The 16,274-nt window shown below is 66.5% G+C and carries 15 protein-coding genes; 2 read left to right on the top strand and 13 right to left on the bottom strand.

Features of this window, described 5'->3' with window-relative positions; translation table 11 throughout:
• Nucleotides 1–24: 24 nt before the first annotated feature.
• A complete protein-coding gene (locus P8Y39_08905; protein MEJ2192450.1) occupies nt 25–1,293 on the bottom strand; it encodes a cytochrome c peroxidase in 1,269 nt (422 codons plus the stop codon).
• 9 nt (nt 1,294–1,302) lie between these two features.
• Nucleotides 1,303–2,100 carry a FixH family protein gene (locus P8Y39_08900; GenBank protein MEJ2192449.1) on the bottom strand — a complete coding sequence of 266 codons (798 nt, stop codon included), beginning with the start codon at nt 2,098–2,100 and terminating at the stop codon, nt 1,303–1,305.
• A gap of 126 nt (nt 2,101–2,226) precedes the next feature.
• On the opposite strand from P8Y39_08900, the gene coaE reads away from it, so the two are divergent.
• Together coaE and P8Y39_08890 are read left to right on the top strand one after the other, a co-directional pair.
• Nucleotides 2,227–2,823: a dephospho-CoA kinase gene (coaE, locus tag P8Y39_08895; protein MEJ2192448.1), complete on the top strand. Its 597-nt coding sequence runs from the start codon at nt 2,227–2,229 to the stop codon at nt 2,821–2,823.
• Entirely contained in the window at nt 2,823–3,773 is a 951-nt protein-coding gene (locus P8Y39_08890; GenBank protein MEJ2192447.1) for a bifunctional riboflavin kinase/FAD synthetase, read from the top strand. Before coaE ends, P8Y39_08890 begins: the two co-directional genes overlap by 1 nt.
• A 244-nt stretch (nt 3,774–4,017) precedes the next feature.
• Here P8Y39_08890 and P8Y39_08885 read toward each other — a convergent pair whose 3' ends face one another.
• From P8Y39_08885 to P8Y39_08835, 11 genes are all read right to left on the bottom strand, one after another.
• The gene (locus P8Y39_08885; GenBank protein MEJ2192446.1) at nt 4,018–5,781 is read right to left on the bottom strand and encodes a hypothetical protein; all 1,764 of its coding nucleotides are present in this window, start codon (nt 5,779–5,781) and stop codon (nt 4,018–4,020) included.
• Between the two features lie 66 nt (nt 5,782–5,847).
• Nucleotides 5,848–7,095, bottom strand: a complete 1,248-nt coding sequence (locus P8Y39_08880) for a hemolysin family protein (GenBank protein ID MEJ2192445.1) — start codon at nt 7,093–7,095, stop codon at nt 5,848–5,850.
• 30 nt (nt 7,096–7,125) lie between these two features.
• A complete protein-coding gene (locus P8Y39_08875) occupies nt 7,126–8,208 on the bottom strand; it encodes an isocitrate/isopropylmalate dehydrogenase family protein (GenBank protein ID MEJ2192444.1) in 1,083 nt (360 codons plus the stop codon).
• The gene (locus tag P8Y39_08870) at nt 8,205–9,437 is read right to left on the bottom strand and encodes a homocitrate synthase (GenBank protein ID MEJ2192443.1); all 1,233 of its coding nucleotides are present in this window, start codon (nt 9,435–9,437) and stop codon (nt 8,205–8,207) included. The genes P8Y39_08875 and P8Y39_08870 overlap by 4 nt, the downstream gene beginning before the upstream one ends.
• 120 nt (nt 9,438–9,557) lie before the next feature.
• Nucleotides 9,558–10,322, bottom strand: coding sequence for a hypothetical protein (locus P8Y39_08865; protein ID MEJ2192442.1), 765 nt, complete (start codon nt 10,320–10,322; stop codon nt 9,558–9,560).
• Nucleotides 10,323–10,420: 98 nt separating this feature from the next.
• Nucleotides 10,421–10,699, bottom strand: coding sequence for a DUF167 domain-containing protein (locus P8Y39_08860; GenBank protein ID MEJ2192441.1), 279 nt, complete (start codon nt 10,697–10,699; stop codon nt 10,421–10,423).
• Complete coding sequence (locus P8Y39_08855; GenBank protein ID MEJ2192440.1) at nt 10,696–11,583, bottom strand: methyltransferase; 888 nt, start codon at nt 11,581–11,583, stop codon at nt 10,696–10,698. Before P8Y39_08855 ends, P8Y39_08860 begins: the two co-directional genes overlap by 4 nt.
• A complete protein-coding gene (locus tag P8Y39_08850; protein ID MEJ2192439.1) occupies nt 11,474–13,552 on the bottom strand; it encodes an ATP-dependent DNA helicase in 2,079 nt (692 codons plus the stop codon). The genes P8Y39_08855 and P8Y39_08850 overlap by 110 nt, the downstream gene beginning before the upstream one ends.
• A gap of 22 nt (nt 13,553–13,574) precedes the next feature.
• On the bottom strand, nt 13,575–14,966 hold the full coding sequence (rmuC, locus tag P8Y39_08845) for a DNA recombination protein RmuC (GenBank protein ID MEJ2192438.1): 1,392 nt from the start codon (nt 14,964–14,966) through the stop codon (nt 13,575–13,577).
• A 97-nt stretch (nt 14,967–15,063) separates the two neighbouring features.
• On the bottom strand, nt 15,064–16,020 hold the full coding sequence (locus P8Y39_08840; protein ID MEJ2192437.1) for an Ig-like domain-containing protein: 957 nt from the start codon (nt 16,018–16,020) through the stop codon (nt 15,064–15,066).
• Nucleotides 16,020–16,274 (bottom strand): pilus assembly protein PilX (locus tag P8Y39_08835; protein ID MEJ2192436.1); only part of this gene is annotated, 255 nt, incomplete at its 5' end. The genes P8Y39_08835 and P8Y39_08840, both read right to left, overlap by 1 nt.

Here is a 16,274-nt window from a genome sequence, read left to right as displayed (position 1 = left end):
CCTCTTTTGCCGCTGGCGGAGGGCTTAACGAGGGCTCTCCCCGGGCGTCCTCTCCTCTATGGGGCCGCTCAGGGCATGCAGAAAGGCCTCCAGGGCCCGTATTTCCTCGTCGGTGAGGGCGCCGTGCTCGAGGCTGGGCCCGTGCCCGGCCGGGGTGTCACCGCTGGCCGATTCCCGGTAGAAGGCAAGCACGTCGACGAGGCGGCTGAAATGCCCGCTGTGCATGTAGGGCGGGCGCAGGGCCACGTTCCTCAGGGAGGGGGTCTTGAAGGTGTAGGCGTATTTCTCCGTGTCCGTATCGATGAAGCGAAGCTCCGCGCACTGGCGCGGCTCGGCGTCGCTATGGGGGCTCAGGCAGTTGAACTCGTCCCGCAGCACCTGCGGTATGCCGTCGGCGCGCCCCCGGTCTTCCCCGTGGGGAAGGCCCACGTCGTGGAAGTCTCCGTTCGTAAAAAGGGGGCCGTTATGGCAATTGAGGCACTTGGCTTTGCCGATGAAAAGGCGGAGCCCCCTGACCTCGGCGTCGCTGAGGGCCTCCTTCATCTCCTTTTCGTCGCCCTTGAGCAGGGCCTCCACGTACCGGTCGAAGCGGGAGGGGCCGGGCACGATGGTCCGGACGTAGGCCGCGATGGCCTTGCCCATGTTGACGTAGACGCGGTTTACGTCCCGGCGCATCTCCGGGGTCATGGTCACCCAGGCCTTCAGGGCCGTGGGGTCCTCGGGGGCGGGCCGGGCGTTAAGGGGCCAGTCCTCCTCGGTCAGGGGAGGCAGGGGGCCGAAAACCTGCTCGTAGGGCTCCTTGTAGTGCTCGTGGATGACCATGAAGCACAGGGTCCGGCTGAACCCGTGCTCCAGGGGGTTTTCGATGGGCCCCAGGGCCTGCGACCACAGGCTGTCCTTCCGGCCGTCCCAGAAAAACCACGCCTGGTACGCGGTCCCCGCAAGCGGCATGGTGCGCCGCGGGCCGGTGCCTATGCCGTGGGCCAGGGGAAGGTTGTCGGTGAAGGAATAGTCGGCGCGGTGGCAGGTGGCGCAGGAGACCCGCCGGTTGCCGCTCAAGCGCGTGTCGAAGAAAAGCTCGCGGCCCAGGCGGGCCGCCCGGGGGTCCGTATCATAGGCGTTCGAGGGGTCGTCGGGCAGGGGCGAAAGGGAGCCCAGCCAGAGGGAGCGGAGCGTTGCTACCTGAGCATCGCTCCACGCCTGTGCCTCTCCGGCCTGCACCGCCCGGGAGGCCAGCAGCACCGCCCAGGCGGCAAGCGCCAGGACAGCCACCCCTTTTGCGGAGCGCCTCATCCGCGCCTCCTACCGCACCATCAGGTTGAACCGCGCACTGTCGGCGCGCTCTCCCGCCTCGATGCCAAAGCTGACCACCCACCAGCCGGGCATGGAGAACTTCATTCCCTCCACCAGGTAGCGCCCCTCGCCCAGCTCGCCGGTGACTTCGGGTTCGGTGGGCAGGCCGTGGCCGTGCTCGGGCATGTCGCCTACCACGGTTATCTTCGCCCCGGTAACCGGCTCACCCTCGGGGGAGGTCACCGTGAGGGTCCAGCCATGTATCCGGCCCACGGGCGGCGGGTCGGGGGAGGGCGTGTAGGAGACCCGGAAAACCTTCTCCTCGGAGAGGACGCTCCGGGAGAGGTCGAGCTTCTCCGCCGGTGCTGTGCCCTCGACGCCCTCCTCCCCGGCCCCCACGTGGGGGAAGTCGAAGACCACCTGGTCTTCCCTTTCTCCCATCTTCACCCCTATGCGGAGCTCCCAGTGCCCCGTCATGGTGAGCATCAGGTCCGACACGGTGTACAGGCCTCCCCCGCGCTCCATCACGGTGGGCCGGGCGTGCACGCCGTGGCCCATCTCCGGCATCCAGGGGGTGACGGTCACCTCCGCTCCGGCGATGTCCCGGTCTTCCCGGTCATGGACGATGACATCCACGCTGTTCAGCCCCATGGCCAGCCCTCCCTCCGGCACGAGGAGCTCCACGCTGAACACGCCGTTCTGCCCCATCTGAAGACGGCTCGCCTCGTAGTGCTTGGTTACCCCCGGGGACGCAAAGGCCGGCCCGGCCAAAAGGAAAAGGAAAACGACAAACACGGGCCTCCGCATGTGAAGCCTCCTTTCCGGCGGAGCGCGCGCGACCCTCTCCCCGGGGGCCCGCCCGCGTCCTTTTCCTATATTGTAGAGGAAAGGACCGGAGACCGGAAGCCCCGGTCCTCATGTATAATATCACCCATGCTTGTCGTCGCCCTTACGGGGAATTTCGGCATGGGAAAGTCCACGGTGCTTGAGCTGTTCAGGGAGTGCGGGGCCTACACCCTGAGCGCCGACGACATCGTGGCGGAGCTTCTGGAGGAGCCTTCCGTCAAGGAACGGGTGCGTGAGATAATCGGCGACCTGGCCCTGGACGGGGAGGGCCGCATAGACAAGCGCCTGGTGGCCCGCATCATCTTCATGGACCGGCACAGGCGGGAGGCCGTGGAAGAGGCCCTTCACCCCCTGGTGTTCAGCCGGATTCAAGAGGCCCTGGGCAGGGCCCGCGCCGCACTTGCGGTGGTGGAGGTGCCCCTTCTTTTCGAGAGGGGCTATGAGAAGAAGTTCCACAAGAGCGTCGCCGTCTATGCGGACTACCACACGGTGCTCGAGAGGATGAAGCGCAAGGGCATAAGCCGCGAGGACGTCATGCTGCGCCACTCGGTTCAACTTCCCACCCACGAGAAGATACGCCGCGCCGACTACGCCATAGACAATGGAGGCACCCTGGAGGAGACGCGGCGCCAGGTCCGGCAAATCTGCGCCTCCCTGAGGGCTGCTTCGGACGGCGGGAACTGATGGAGGTCCTTCACGGTCTCGATGCGGTCCGGGACGGGCACCGCGGCGCGGTGCTCACCATCGGCAACTTCGACGGCGTGCACGTGGGCCATCAGAAGATAGTCCGCGCCGTCATGGAGGAGGCCCGGCGGCTCCAGGGCGCACCCACCATGGCCATCACCTTCGAGCCCCATCCGGTGCGCGTGCTGGCGCCGGAGAGGGGGCTCAAGCTCCTGACCACCGCGGAGGACAAGGCCCGCCTCCTCGGGCACTACGGCATCGGGCACGTCCTGTTCATCGATTTCTCCAGGGAGTTCTCCAAGCTCCTCCCCGACGACTTCATCCGGGACGTCCTGGTGCAAAACCTCCGGGCGCGCACCGTCATCGTGGGGCACGGCTATGCCTTCGGCAAGGGCAAGAGCGGCACCACGGGGCTTCTGAGGCGAAGGGGGAGGAAATACGGCTTCGGAGTCAAGGTGGTGCGCAACGTCACCCGGTACGGCAAGGTGGTCAGCTCAAGCCGCATCCGCATCGTCCTCACAAACGGCAACGTGAAAAAGGCAGCCGAGCTTCTGGGCCGTCCTTATGCCATCGAGGGCACGGTGGTGCCGGGGGCGGGCAGGGGGGCCCGGCTCCTGGGCACGCCCACGGCCAACCTGGCCACCCAAAGCGAGCTCATCCCCCGAGACGGCGTCTATGCCGTGCGGGCCGCGGTAGGGGGCAGGCCCTATGACGGCGTGGCCAACATAGGGACCAACCCCACCTTCGACCAGGAGGCGCTCTCCCTGGAGGTGCACCTCTTTGGCTACCGGGGCGGGGGGCTCAGGGGCAGGAGGGTCCGCGTGGGCTTCATAGAGCGCATCCGGGAGGAGCGCAGGTTCGGCTCCGCCGAGGAGCTCAAAGAAGAAATCCAGAAGGACGTCGAGCGGGCCAGGGACATCCTCTCCCGTACGAAAACCGCACTGCTTTAATGAACAGCTAACCAGTCAGCCTCCAACGAGCTAATTTTATTCGTGTGGCGTCCCAAATGTATTTGTCATTGTCCGGCTTGACCGGACAACCCAGAAATTTTTGAAAAGACTGGATTCCCCGATCAAGTCGGGGAATGACGTCGGAGAATTTCTGCGAAGTATTTCGGGAACGCCACACTAGGGGCACCAGTGCCCCTTTTAAACATTAAACCCGGCCATTCCTAGAGCAAGGCGTTTCGATGTTCTATCGTACCGGGCCGCGCCCGGCGTTGGCCGGGTTAGTCAGAGGGAGGCCGGGTCCACATCCACGGCAAGGCGCCTGCCCCTCCATGCTCTGAGGACTGCCCGCACCGCCGCCGTGAGCCCTGCGCGCCCGGGGGCCTTGACCAGGACCTTGAAGACCTTCCGGCCCCTCTTGTTCACCGCCGGCAGGGGGCCCATGACCTCGGCCTCCCCCCGGAGCGGGGGCAGGGACGGGGCTGACCCTTCGGCCTCCGCCGTTATCAGGGCCAGCCGGGCCGGCCGGGGCGACCTTCTCCGCGGCGTAGACGAGGTCCGCGAAAGCCCGCTCCCCGGCGCGGAAGTCCGGCAGGGTGAGAAAGGCGTCGGCGTTTATGACGCCGGCCAGCGAGAAGGCGCCGGTAAGGCCCATGCCCCGGATGAGGGTCTTGGTGCCCACGGCCGCGCTGCCTGCCTCAAGCACCGTGAGGCTCTTCCGGTCCCTGGCCTTGACCGAGACGGGGGCGAGCTCCTCCAGGTCTTCCTGCACGCGCTCGAGCCCCGCCCCCGGGGAGAGAAACGCCGCCCCGCCGCACCGGGGACAGGTCTCCGGGGGCCGCGTCTCCGCCGCGCACGAGTGGCACCGGAGGGCGTGGCTTCTCTTATGAAAGACCAGGGGCACCGCACATCTTTCGCAGGTGAGCAGCAGGCCGCACTCCCCGCACCGGAGGATGGAGTAGCCCGTGCGGTTTATGTAGAACATGGCCCTCTCCCCCTGATGGAGCCGCTTCCGGGCGGCCTCCTTGAGGGAGCGGGAGACGGGGGCCTCCGAGCCGCGCATGTCGATGACGCGCACCCGGGGCCGCCCCCCTGCGCGGGAGCGGTCCAGAAGCGTGTACTTCCCCTCCCGGGCGTTGAACCAGGACTCCACGGAGGGGCAGACCGACGTCAGAAGCACCGGGGCCCCCTCCAGGTAGCCGCGCATCACGGCCACGTCCCTGCCGCCGTAAAGCACGCCTCCCTCCTCCTTGTACGCGGGGCTTTCCTCCTGAAGGACGGCGATGAGGGAGACCCGGTTCAGGGGTGCGAAGACGGCCATCCTGCTGCCCAGGACGACGTCGGCCTCCCCGGAGGCGATGCGCCGGAGGGCGCGGGAGCGGAGCCCCCTGCTCAGGCCGCTGTGGTAAAGGGCCAGGCGGCCCGGGGCCGCCTCCTCCAGGAGGGGGGCCAGGCGCCTCACCCCGGCATGGTCCGGGACAAGGACGAGCACGTTACCCAGCCGCTTCGCGGCCTCCAGGACAAAGGAGACCTCATAGGCCACCGAGGGGGCGTGAAGCAGAAACGTCCGGTAGTACCCCTTTCGGGCTCTCTCGGCCATCTCATCCAGGGCGCCTGTGTCCTCCGGCTTGAGCGGGGCCAGGGGCAACGCATGCCCCGCCGCGGCTGCCGCCGCCTTGCCCTGGCCCCGGGGGACCACGGGCTCAAGGAGCTCCCGGGGATAGGCGCTTTTAAGCACCATCCCCTCGCTGGCGAAATAATAGCCCGCCATCCACTGGAGGAGTTTCAGAAGGGGAGCACTCAATCCCTCCCCCGCGAGGGCCACGGCGTGGATGTCCCGCGCCCCCTCCTGCTCCTGACCGGCCTCCCTGAGGACGACGCCCCGCTTGAGTGACTTTTTGAGGGGCGCCTCCACGAAGACGCCCGGCGCCACCGCGCCTTGGAGGCGCTCCGGCACCCGGTAGGTCAGAGGGCCCAGGGAGAGGGGGAAGACGACGTCCACGAAGCGCATGAAAAATTGTAGCAGGGGGCGGAGGGGGATTGCCACGGACGGCGAGACGGCAGGAGGCGCGGGCAATCAGAGCTTCGTCATCTTCACCCTGGAGATCTTCCTGTCCTCCATGTCCATGACCAGGAAGCGGAGGTCGTGGGTGCGGACCTGCTCGCCCACCTTGGGCAGGCGGCCGAAGAGGCCGAAGACGTAGCCCCCGATGGTATTGAAGTCCTCGCTCTGCACGTTGGTGCCGGCCAGCTCGTTTATCTCGTCCAGGCCGGTCTGGCCCGAGACGATGAAGGTGCGCTCGTCGATTATCTCCACGTCCTTTATGGTCTCCAGCATCTCGAACTCGTCCTGAAGGCCCCCCACGATTTCCTCCACGATGTCCTCCAGGGTCACCAGCCCCGCGGTGCCCCCGTACTCGTCCATGACCACGGCAATGTGGAACTTCTTCTTCTGCATGTCGTCCAGAAGCTCCGTGACCATCTTGTTTTCGGGGATGTAGTAAGCCTCGCGCATGTAGTTGCTGACGGAGAGGTTCTCTATGGTTGCCTGGGCCATGCTTATGAGGAGGTCCTTGATGTACAGGATGCCCCTGACGTTGTCGACGTTGTCCTTGATGACCGGATAGCGCGAGTATCCCTTCTCGGCCACCAGCTTCATGGACTCCCCCACGGTGGCGTCCTCCGGGATGGTGACCATGTCGGTGCGGGGGACCATGACCTCGGAGACCTCCGTATCGCCGAACTCGAAGACGCGGTGCAGCATCTTCCTTTCTTCTTCCTCTATCGCCCCCTCCTCGCCGCCGATGCTTATCATCGCCCTTATTTCCTCCTCCGTCACGTACGGGGAGGGGGGACGCTCCTTGACGCCGAACAGCCTCAGGATGAAGTTCGCCGAGACGCTGAACACCCATATGAAGGGCGTCAGGACGCGTATGTAAAGGGCCAGGGGCTTGGCCAGCGCCAGGGAGACCCGCTCGGCATGGGTAACGCCGAAGGTCTTGGGGGTCAGCTCCCCGAAGACGACGGTCAGGAAGGTCATGGCCGCCGTGGCGATGATGATGCCCATTTCGTGTCCCAGGACCCTCAGGGCCAGCGCCGTGCCGAAGGAGGTCGCCAGGACGGTAAACAGGTTGCCCGAGAGGATGACCGCGCTGAAGAGCTTGTCGTGCTGGTCCATGACCTTGCGGACGGCCTGGGCGCGCGCGTCCCCCTTCTCGATGAGGCTCCGGATGCGGATCTTGTTGACCGCGATGAGGGAGGACTCCGAGCTGGACATCACGGCGATGGCCAGGATGCAGAGGGCGATCAGCAGGATGTCAAACAAGATGGGACTGTGAGGCTCCATTCAACAGGGTCAGCGACCCATTTTCTCGATGACCGCTTCGGCCACCCTCGAGGTGGTCGCGGCGGTGGGGTCGTCCCGGTGAGGCTTCATGTCGTAGGTTACGTCCTTGCCTTCTTCGATAACGGCTCCGATGGCGTCTTCCATTTTCCGGGCGGCGTCCGGCTCCCCCAGGTGGCGGAGCATCATCACACCTGAGAGCATCATAGCAAACGGGTTCATTTTATTCAACCCTCGGTACTTGGGGGCGCTGCCGTGGGTGGGCTCGAAGACCGCCGTCTCGTCGCCGATATTGGCCCCCGGGGCCAGGCCCAGGCCGCCCACCAGGCCGGCGGCCAGGTCCGAGACGATGTCGCCGTAGAGGTTGGGCAGGACCAGGACGTCGTACAGCTCGGGCTTCTGCACGAGTTGCATGCACATGTTGTCGATGATGCGGTCCTCGAACTCTATGTCCGGGTACGCGTCGGCCACCTGGCGGGAGACCTCCAGGAAGAGGCCGTCGGAGAACTTCATGATGTTGGCCTTGTGCACGGAGGTCACCTTTTTCCTGCCCTCTCTGCGGGCGTACTCGAAGGCGAACCGCACGATGCGCCGGGTCCCCTCCACGCTGATGGGCTTGATGCTGATGCCCGAGTCGGGACGGATATCCCGGCCCGAGGCGCTCTTGACGTAGTCGATGAGGCCAAGGGCCTCGCGGGTGCCCTTCTCGAACTCTATCCCGGCGTACAGGTCCTCGGTGTTCTCCCGGACGATGACCAGGTCCAGGTCCTCGTAGCGGGTGCGGGCCCCCTTGAAGGACTTGCACGGCCTCAGGCACGCATAGAGGTCCAGCGTCTGCCTCAGGGTGACGTTCACGCTCCTGAAGCCCTTGCCCACGGGCGTGGTGACGGGGCCCTTGATGGCGACGCGGTTGCGCCTTATGGACTCGATGACCCGGTCCGGAAGCGGGGTGCCCTCCCTCTGGTAGACCTCCTCGCCGGCTTCCTGGACCTCCCACTCAAGGCCCACCCCCGTGGCGTCCAGCACCCGGCGGGTGGCCTCCGCTATCTCCGGCCCCACGCCGTCGCCGGGGATGAGGGTGACGGGGTGGCTCACGGGTCCACCGTCATCATCTTGCGGGCCTGCTCGGGGTAGCTGGCCAGGAAGCGCAGCTCGTCGTCGGTCAGGGCGTGCTGGGTGTGGAGGTTGGCGTACTGGACCATCTCCAGTATCTTTCTGGCCTCCTGGTCGGTGTCGAAGTGGATGCCCAGGTTGTCAAAGACGTGCCGGAAGCCCCTGATGCCCCCGTACTCCCCGGTCGTTATCACCCGCCCGGTCTGCACCAGCTCCGGCTCTCCGCGGCCCACGTCCTCGGGGTCGTAGAGCTCGTAGTTTCTCCGGTCCTTCAGGGCTCCGTCGGCGTGGATGCCGGACTCGTGGGCGAAGGCGTTGGAGCCGATGCCGGGCTGGTTGATGGGGATGGGCTGCCCGAAGGCGTGGGCGGCGTACCTGCCCATCTTCCAGGCCATGGTCAGGTCGATGCCCTCCATGAGGTGGACCTTCTCCGTCCAGCCGTGGGAGAACCTCAGGGCGAGGATGGTGGAGACGAGGTCGCAGTTGCCGCAGCGCTCGCCGTAGCCGTTTATGGTGGTGTTTATGTAGGTGTCCATGCCGGCTTCCATGGCCGCCTGCGCGCCGCTGACGGCCACGGCCTCGGCCATGCCCAGGTCGTTGTGGGTGTGCATCTCCACGGGGAACTTCGTCCTCCGGGACAGCTCGGCGATGCGCCGGTAAATGGTGATGGGGTCGTCCGCCCCCAGGGTGTCGCAGTAGCGCATGCGGTCAGCCCCGGCTTCCTTGCCCGCCAGGGTGAACTCCACCAGGCGCTCCAGCTCGGTGCGGGAGCCGTCCTCGGCGTTCAGCCCCACGCTCTGGGCCCCCAGCTCCCGGGCCCGGCGCACCGCGGCCACCGACGAGGCCAGGATGTCGTCCCAGGTCTTCTTCCCCTGGAACTTGCCCTTGATCATTATCTCGGAGGTGGAGATGGAAATGTTCAGGTGCTTGATGTCGGGGCAATTTCGGAAGGCCAGCTCCACGTCCTCGGGGATGGCCCGGCACCAGCCCTCCAGGCGGAGGTTCTGGATGGCCCCCATCCTGGCCAGCTCGAGGTTGGCGTTTATGTAGTTGACCTCGTGCCGGATGGTGGGGAACCCGATTTCGCTCTGAAAGACCCCCATCTTGTCCAGGTACATGTTGAGCATCGTCTTGCTCAACTTCGAGAGGAGTATCCTGGAGGTCTGCACCCCGTCGCGGTTCGTGACGTCTATGAGATATACGGCGCTCATACCTGTACCTTCCGGATTTCTACGCAAGAAATAATTATAAACGAAGAACACCGCACGTTTTCAAGCGAGGGGGCGCCCGGCGCCCGCGGCGTGGAGGCAGCAAGGAGGGCGGCGCCGGCCTCAGCGGCCCGCAGGGCCGTCCCAGCGGCGGGTAAACTCGATGATGAGGCCGCCTTCCTCGCCCAGCCTCCTGACGGGGCGGCGGGACATCTTGAGCGCGTCAATATCAAGGCGGGGCACTTCCCTGGCCCCCACCAGGACGTAGTCGTTTCCCTCGGGGAGCCTGCCGTCCCTCAGGAGGTCCAGCGAGCGGTCCGTGCCCAGGTGAATCTCGTTGTTCATGGCCCCGAAATAGGGCCTGGTGGCCAGGGCCACCCTCTCGACCATCCCCAGGATGTCGGCCATGTTGGCCCTGTGGGTCTCGGGCCTTCCCAGGGTCAGGACGTACTCCTCCCAGAAACTGACGCTGGCGTCTATCTTTTTCCCCAGGGTGGCGCTGTCGCTGAAGGAGAAGGAAAGGCCCACGGCATCGCGGCTTGAGCCGCTCTCTTCCTCCTCCTCGTGGATGTCGTCCAGGATGTCCTCGTCGAACCTGAAGGGGTAGCGGAGCATGACCCGTCCCATGGGCGGGAAGGTGATGATGTTCTGGCCCCGCGCCCTCATCGCCTCCCAGTAGCTTCCGGCCACCTCTCCCAGGTTGCGGGCGTCCATCTCCGGGGCACGGGCGAAAAAGGCCCTGTCCCCCTCGTCCGTCGGCGCGAGCATGCTCACCCGGTCGAACGCGCATCCGGCCTCCACCAGGGCCCCAGTCGCCCCGCCCACCACGGAACCGAAGTCGGTGTCCTTGGGGTCGTACAGCAGGTCGATGTAATAGAAGTCCGGCACGGCCACCTCTGAAGAGCAAAAAAATCAGGCGTCCACAACCGCCCTGCCTGAGATTATACACGATTCTTTAAATATTTTTTATATGTTTTTCTTTTGAATCAGGGCCGCTCCGGGAGGCCCTGGACCCCCCGGGCCTCCACGACCTTGTTCCGGGAGGCCTGCCCCTTGATGATGGAGAGGCTGCTTTTGCGCAGGCCGAGCTCCCGGGCCAGGACCCTGAGGAGCTGGGCGTTGGCCTCGCCCCCGTGGGGAGGGGCGGTGAGCCTGACCCTGAGGACCCGGCCCTCCACACCTTCTATGCCGGCGCGGGACGAGCGGGGCTGTACCCGGACCTCTAGGGTGATGCCGTCCTTGCTTTTCCGGTACGGCACGCTCACGTCTTGAGGCTTCCCTGGATGAGGACCGAGTCGCTCAGGCGTTTCTGGGAGAGCTTGACGAACCCGCTCTCGCGGAGCCAGCCCATGATTTCCTTGGCGGGATAGGTCCTGCCCCCGTGGGTGTTGACCAGCATGTTGACGGCGAACAGGGCGCCTTCGGGCGGGCTGGTCCTGTCGTCGGATACGGGGAACTCCTGCACGGCCATCCTGCCCCCGGGGTTCAGGGCGGCCCGGCATCTCTGCACTATCTCCCGGTTCTCCTCATCGGCGAAGGCATGGAATATCTGGCTTATGAAGACCAAGTCGAAACCCTTCCCCAGGGGGTCGGCCATGAAGTCCCCCTTCCGGAGCTTGACCTTCACGCCGGCCTGCCGGGCGTTCTGCCGGGCGATGCGCATGGTCTCGGGGCGGTCGAAGAGGGTGACGTCCAGGCCCCGCTTGGCCAGGGCCACCGCGTAGATGCCGGGTCCGCCCCCCAGGTCCAGGGCCGTCTTGACCCCGGCGAGGTCCAGGGCTTCCATGACCTCCTTGGTCTTGAAGACCGAAATGTTCTGCATGCCCTTTATGAAGTGGCCGTGCTCAAACCTTCTTCTGGAGGGCAGCCCCGTGGTCATGACCTCGTCCAGGCCGGACCAGTTGTCCCAGAGGTTGTCCTCGTGCCGGATGATGTCGCCCTGGTAGCCGGGCTTACCCGAGACCAGGTACTCGTTGGCCACCGGCGCGTTGGTGTAGGCGCCCCGGGCCTTGCGGAGAAGCCCCAGGGAGGTGAGGGCGTCAAGGAGTATGGCTGTGGCCCTCTGGTCCGTCCTCAGGGCCGAGGCGACCTCGGCCGCGGTCTTTTTCGTCTTCAACAGCTCGAAGACCCTGAAATTGTTGGCGGTCAGTATGACGCGGGCGGGCTGAAAACCCCGCACCAGCCTGGTCAGTTCCTTTCTGTCCATTGTTCTCTCCTTTCCAGCGCACTGCCCACTCCTCGACGGCGGCAAGCTCCACGGTGGTGGAGCACCGGGGAAGGGAGCGGAGAAATTCCTTTCCGTAAGCCCTGCTCAGGATGCGGGAGTCCAGGATGGCTACGGTCCCCCTGTCCGTGGACCTCCGTATGAGGCGGCCGAACCCCTGCTTGAGCATGATGGCGGCCCGGGGCACCTGGTAGTGCATGAAGGGGTCTTGCCCCCTGCCTCTGAGCGCTTCCATGCGGGCCTCGGCCACCGGCTCGTCCGGCACGGCGAAGGGCAGCTTGGTGATGACCACCGTGCTCAGGGCTTCCCCGGGGACGTCGACGCCCTGCCAGAAGGTGTAGGTGCCCAGGAGGACGGCCCGCCCCAGGCGCTTGAACTCCTCCACCAGGGCATAACTGTCCGCATCCCCCTGCGTGAGGACGGGGATGCCCTTTTCCGAGAGGGCCCGGGCGGCCCGCCGGAGCATCCCGTGGCTTGTAAAAAGCACCAGCGTGCCCCCCTCCGCCCTCAGGAGGATGTCCTCGATGCGCCCGAGGGCGCCCTCTTCGTACCCCTCGCTTCCCGGGGGCGGAAGGTCCCGGGCGATATAAATGAGAGCCTGCTCCCGGTACTTGAAATGAGACGGCACAAGAAGCTCCTCAGCCCGCTGAAGCCCCAGGCGCTCCCGGACGAAGGCGAAGCTCCCGCCGGAGGTCATCGTGGCCGACGTGAAGACGGCGCTTCCGAGGTCCTCGAAAACGTTCATCCCGGCCACGTCCACCGGGGTGGCCGCGAGCCTGAGCACCTGCCGGGAGCGCTCCGCCCAGTAGACGTGCCCCGCAAGCTCCTGCTCGAGGACCGCCCGGAGGGCCCGGGCCGTCCCGGTCAGCCTCAGCGCCGCGGCCTCCAGCTCCCGCCTGCCGTCCTCATCGTCGCCCGCCTTGCCGCCCAGGCCCCCCAGGGCCTGGGCCAGGGTGAGCAGGGGCTCGGAGAGCGTGTCCGGGACGAAGCGCGTCTTCCTCAGGCGGACGGGCTGCGCAGGGAGGCGGCCGCCCAGCTCCGAGAAAAGGTCTGCGCTTGCCCGCCGGGCCTGCTCCGCGAGGCGGCCAAGCCGGGTGAACTCCCGGGGGGCCAGCCATTTCAGGCGGGCCAGGAGCCCCTTGCCCTCGGGGCCCAGGACGCCGTTTAAAACGTGGAGGACCTTGAAGTTCGTTACCTCGGTGCTCAGGTAGCTGGAGGCCACGTCCTCCAGTTCGTGGGCCTCGTCGAAGACGGCGGCCTCGAACTCCGGCAGCGCCCGCATCCCGGAGGCCAGGTTGGCGAAGTACAGGTGATGGTTGAGCACCAGTATGCGGCTCCGGGCCTGCTCCTCCCTGCCCTTGAAGTAGAAGCACGCCCGCCGGTGGCGGCAGTGGGAGCCCCAGCACAGGTCGCTCTGGCGTGAGACCGTCTGCCAGAGCTGCCCCCCCGTGCCCTCCCGCCGCCCCGTGTCCGTCTCCGCGGCCCAGGCAAGGAGGCGCTCCAGGGCCTCCGGCGGCGCGTTCTCGAAGAGCCCGTGCATGCGGGCCTGCTCGAGCCTCCTCAGGCAGAGGTAGTTTTCGCTCCCCACGCAGAGGGCGAAGCGCAGGCCCGGGAAGACGTGCTCCGCCAGGAAGGGGAGCTCCTTTTGCACGAGCTGCCTCTGGAGGGCCTTGGTGTAGGTGCTCACCACGGCGCGCCCGCCCCGGGAAGCCAGGTGCGCGGCCAGGGGAACAAGGTAGGCCAGGCTCTTGCCGGTTCCCGTGCCCGCCTCCACCAGGAGGCTTCCCCCCTCCCGGAGCACCCGCTCCACGGCCTCGGCCATCCGCTCCTGGCCCGTGCGGGGCTCGTAATCGGGAAGGCGCGCCCTGAGAGTCTCTCCCAGGCTCTCTTTCATAGCGGCCCCGGCGCGGGGGGCATCAGTCGATGAGGTTGAGGTTTCTCGGGGACTGCTCAACCTTCTTCACCTCTTCTATCTCTTCGGCCGCGGTGGCCCCCAGGTCGCGGAACCGGCGGGCCGAGGGCAGGACCCTGGATTCCATGGAGCCCACCGCTTGGTTGTACGCGTCGGTCAGCCTGCCCAGGGCGACCCCGACTTTACTGAGGTGCCCGGCCCATACGCTGATGCGGCCGTAGAGCTCCTTGCCCAGGGCGGCTATGGTCTCGGCGTTGCGGGCGACCTCCTGCTGCCGCCAGCTCGATGCCACGGCGGTCAGGAGGGCGAAGAGCGTGGTGGGGGTGGCGATGAGGACCCTCTTTTCCATGCTCTCCTCCAGGAGGGTGCTGTCGTTCTCCAGGGCCGCGGCCAGAGCGGCCTCTCCCATGAAGAGTATCACCAGCTCCGGGGAGCGCTCGAACTGGGTCCAGTAGCCCTTGGAGCTCAGCCGGGCCACGTGCTCCTTGACGTGGGAGGCATGGCGCTTGAGGGCCGTGCGCCTGAGCTCCTCGGTCTCGGCCGAGGAGGCCTCCAGGAGGGCCTCCAGGCTCACCTTGGAGTCCACCACCAGCTCGTGTTCCCCCGGCAGGCGGATGACCATGTCGGGGCGGAGCCGCCCGTCGGCGGAGGCCACGGAGACCTGCTCCCGGAAGTCGCAGTGCGCCGACATGCCCGTCAGCTCCACCACGTTTCTCAGGGTGACCTCCCCCCACCGCCCCCTGATGTGGGGCTTCCTGAGGGCCGTCACCAGGTTTCCGGTCTCCTTCTGGAGGTCCCTGTGGGTGGTGGTCAGCATCTTTATCTGCTCGTCGAGGCTCACGTAGTCGCGGGTGCGTTTCTTCTCCAGGGAATGGAGCTGCTCCTCGTAGCGCCTCAGGGTCTCGGAGAGGGGCTTGACCAGCCCCTCCATGGCCTCCCGGTGCTCCCCCAGGCGGCCCCTGGTGTCCTCCACCACTTTCCCCAGCCGCTCCGAGGCCAGGCGGAGGAAGTCCTCGTTGCTGCTTTTCAGGGCCGCGGAGGAAAGGGCACGGAAGGTGTCGGACATCTCGGCCTTCATGTTCTCAAGAAGGCTCTTCTGCTCGGCGAGGTTCGAAAGAGAGGCTTTAAGCTCGGTCTCGGCCCTGGTTTTGAGGAGCCTTTCCTGGTCCAGTGCGTCCCTCAGGCTCCTGAGCTCCCCGGCGTCCCGCTCGGCCTGCCGCCGGAGCTCTTCCTCGCGCGCCGAGGCAGCCGAGGCCGCGCCCAGGGCGTCCCGGAGGCCGTCCTCCGTGGCTGCGAGCCTCCGGGCGAAGCTCCTTTCGGCGCGGGCCTTGAGGAACACCCACGAAAGGGTGAAGCCCACGATGAGGCCCGCAACCAGGTAGAGTATCTGAGGCACGGGCACCGACCTCCCTCCAGCCCTCCGGCGCGGTTCACTAAGGATACACCCTGGGGGAGGGAAAGCTCAAGGAGTCGCCCGATGGGGGCGCGCGCCCTCAGGAAGCGGGGGCGGGCTTGGCCTCTGCTTCCCCTTCGTCATCGGGGATGCGAAGGCTCATGGGCATCTCCGCGGCCCCGCCCGCGCCATCGGAGGCGGTGATGGTGAAGGTCGCGGTCCCGGTAAAATCGGGGGGCACCTTCCAGCGGACGACTCCGGTGACCGGGTCGATGCTCATCCCCTCCGGGGCGCCCGAGAGGCCGAAGCGCACCGGGTCCCCGTCCGGGTCGTGGGCCTGGGCGCGGTAGGTATAAGAGATGCCGTCGAAATGAAAGTCCTTGTGCTCGCTGAGCATGGGCGGCATGTTCTGCACTTTCCGCGTCAGGACGACGGGGGCCCCGTATTGCTGGCCGTCGAAAGGTATGACCCGCACGGAGAAGGCGTCCCCCCGCTTCAAGGGCTGGGACAGCGCCTCTCCGCGGCCCGCCCAGGCCCCGTTTTTCGTCCACTCGTACTCGATGTCCACCATGTCGCCGTCGGGGTCCTCCGCCTGGGCCTCGACGTGGACGTCCTCCCCGGGGGTGAAGACCTCCGGCAGAATCTTGACATGGGTGAGACGGGGCTTGGCGTTAAGGAGGCTGACCTGATTGGACAGGACCGTGTCCTCGCCCACCGTGGCCTCCGCCTGCACGGCGCTTCCCCGCGAGACGTCCATGAGGGCGGTGTCGAACTCCGGGCCCTCGGGGGCCGAGACCGGCGCGCCGTCGACCAGCCACCGGAGGCTGGCCTCTCCGAGGTCGAACCCCTTTGCGCTGAGCCTGAGGACGGTGCCCCGGGAGGCCTCCGCGGGCTCCAGGGCGAGGCCGTAGGCGCCGGAGGACCCCGCCGCGCTCTCATGGAAGGCCTTCGCCGGGGAAGGCGGAGGGCCTTGCCCGCCCTTCTTCGGCGGAACCTGCTCGGAGCATGCCACGGCCAGCAACAGAAGCAGCGCCAGGGGAGCCAGGAACCTTTTCATCAGTACTTGAGCAGCACCGAGAGGCATGCCTTCTCCGCGGGGTTTTTCGTGTTCGTGGCGTCTATCTCCATGGCGTAGAGATAAGGCACGTGAGCCACGGGCACCTCGCCGGAGTTGGCGGTAACCACACCGCCCTTGTCCAGGTTGTACCCTCCCGGCCCGGAGTTTCCCTCCACGGTGTTGACTATCTTGGAGGTGACCTGGTAGTCGCCCAGGTCGAAGGAGAGGTCGTAGCTGTTGGTGTCGGAGGGGTC

It is taken from the genome of Nitrospirota bacterium, assembly GCA_037386965.1.
Classification (GTDB): Bacteria; Nitrospirota; Thermodesulfovibrionia; order Thermodesulfovibrionales; family JdFR-86; genus JARRLN01.
This window is presented reverse-complemented; position numbering and strand designations above follow the sequence as displayed.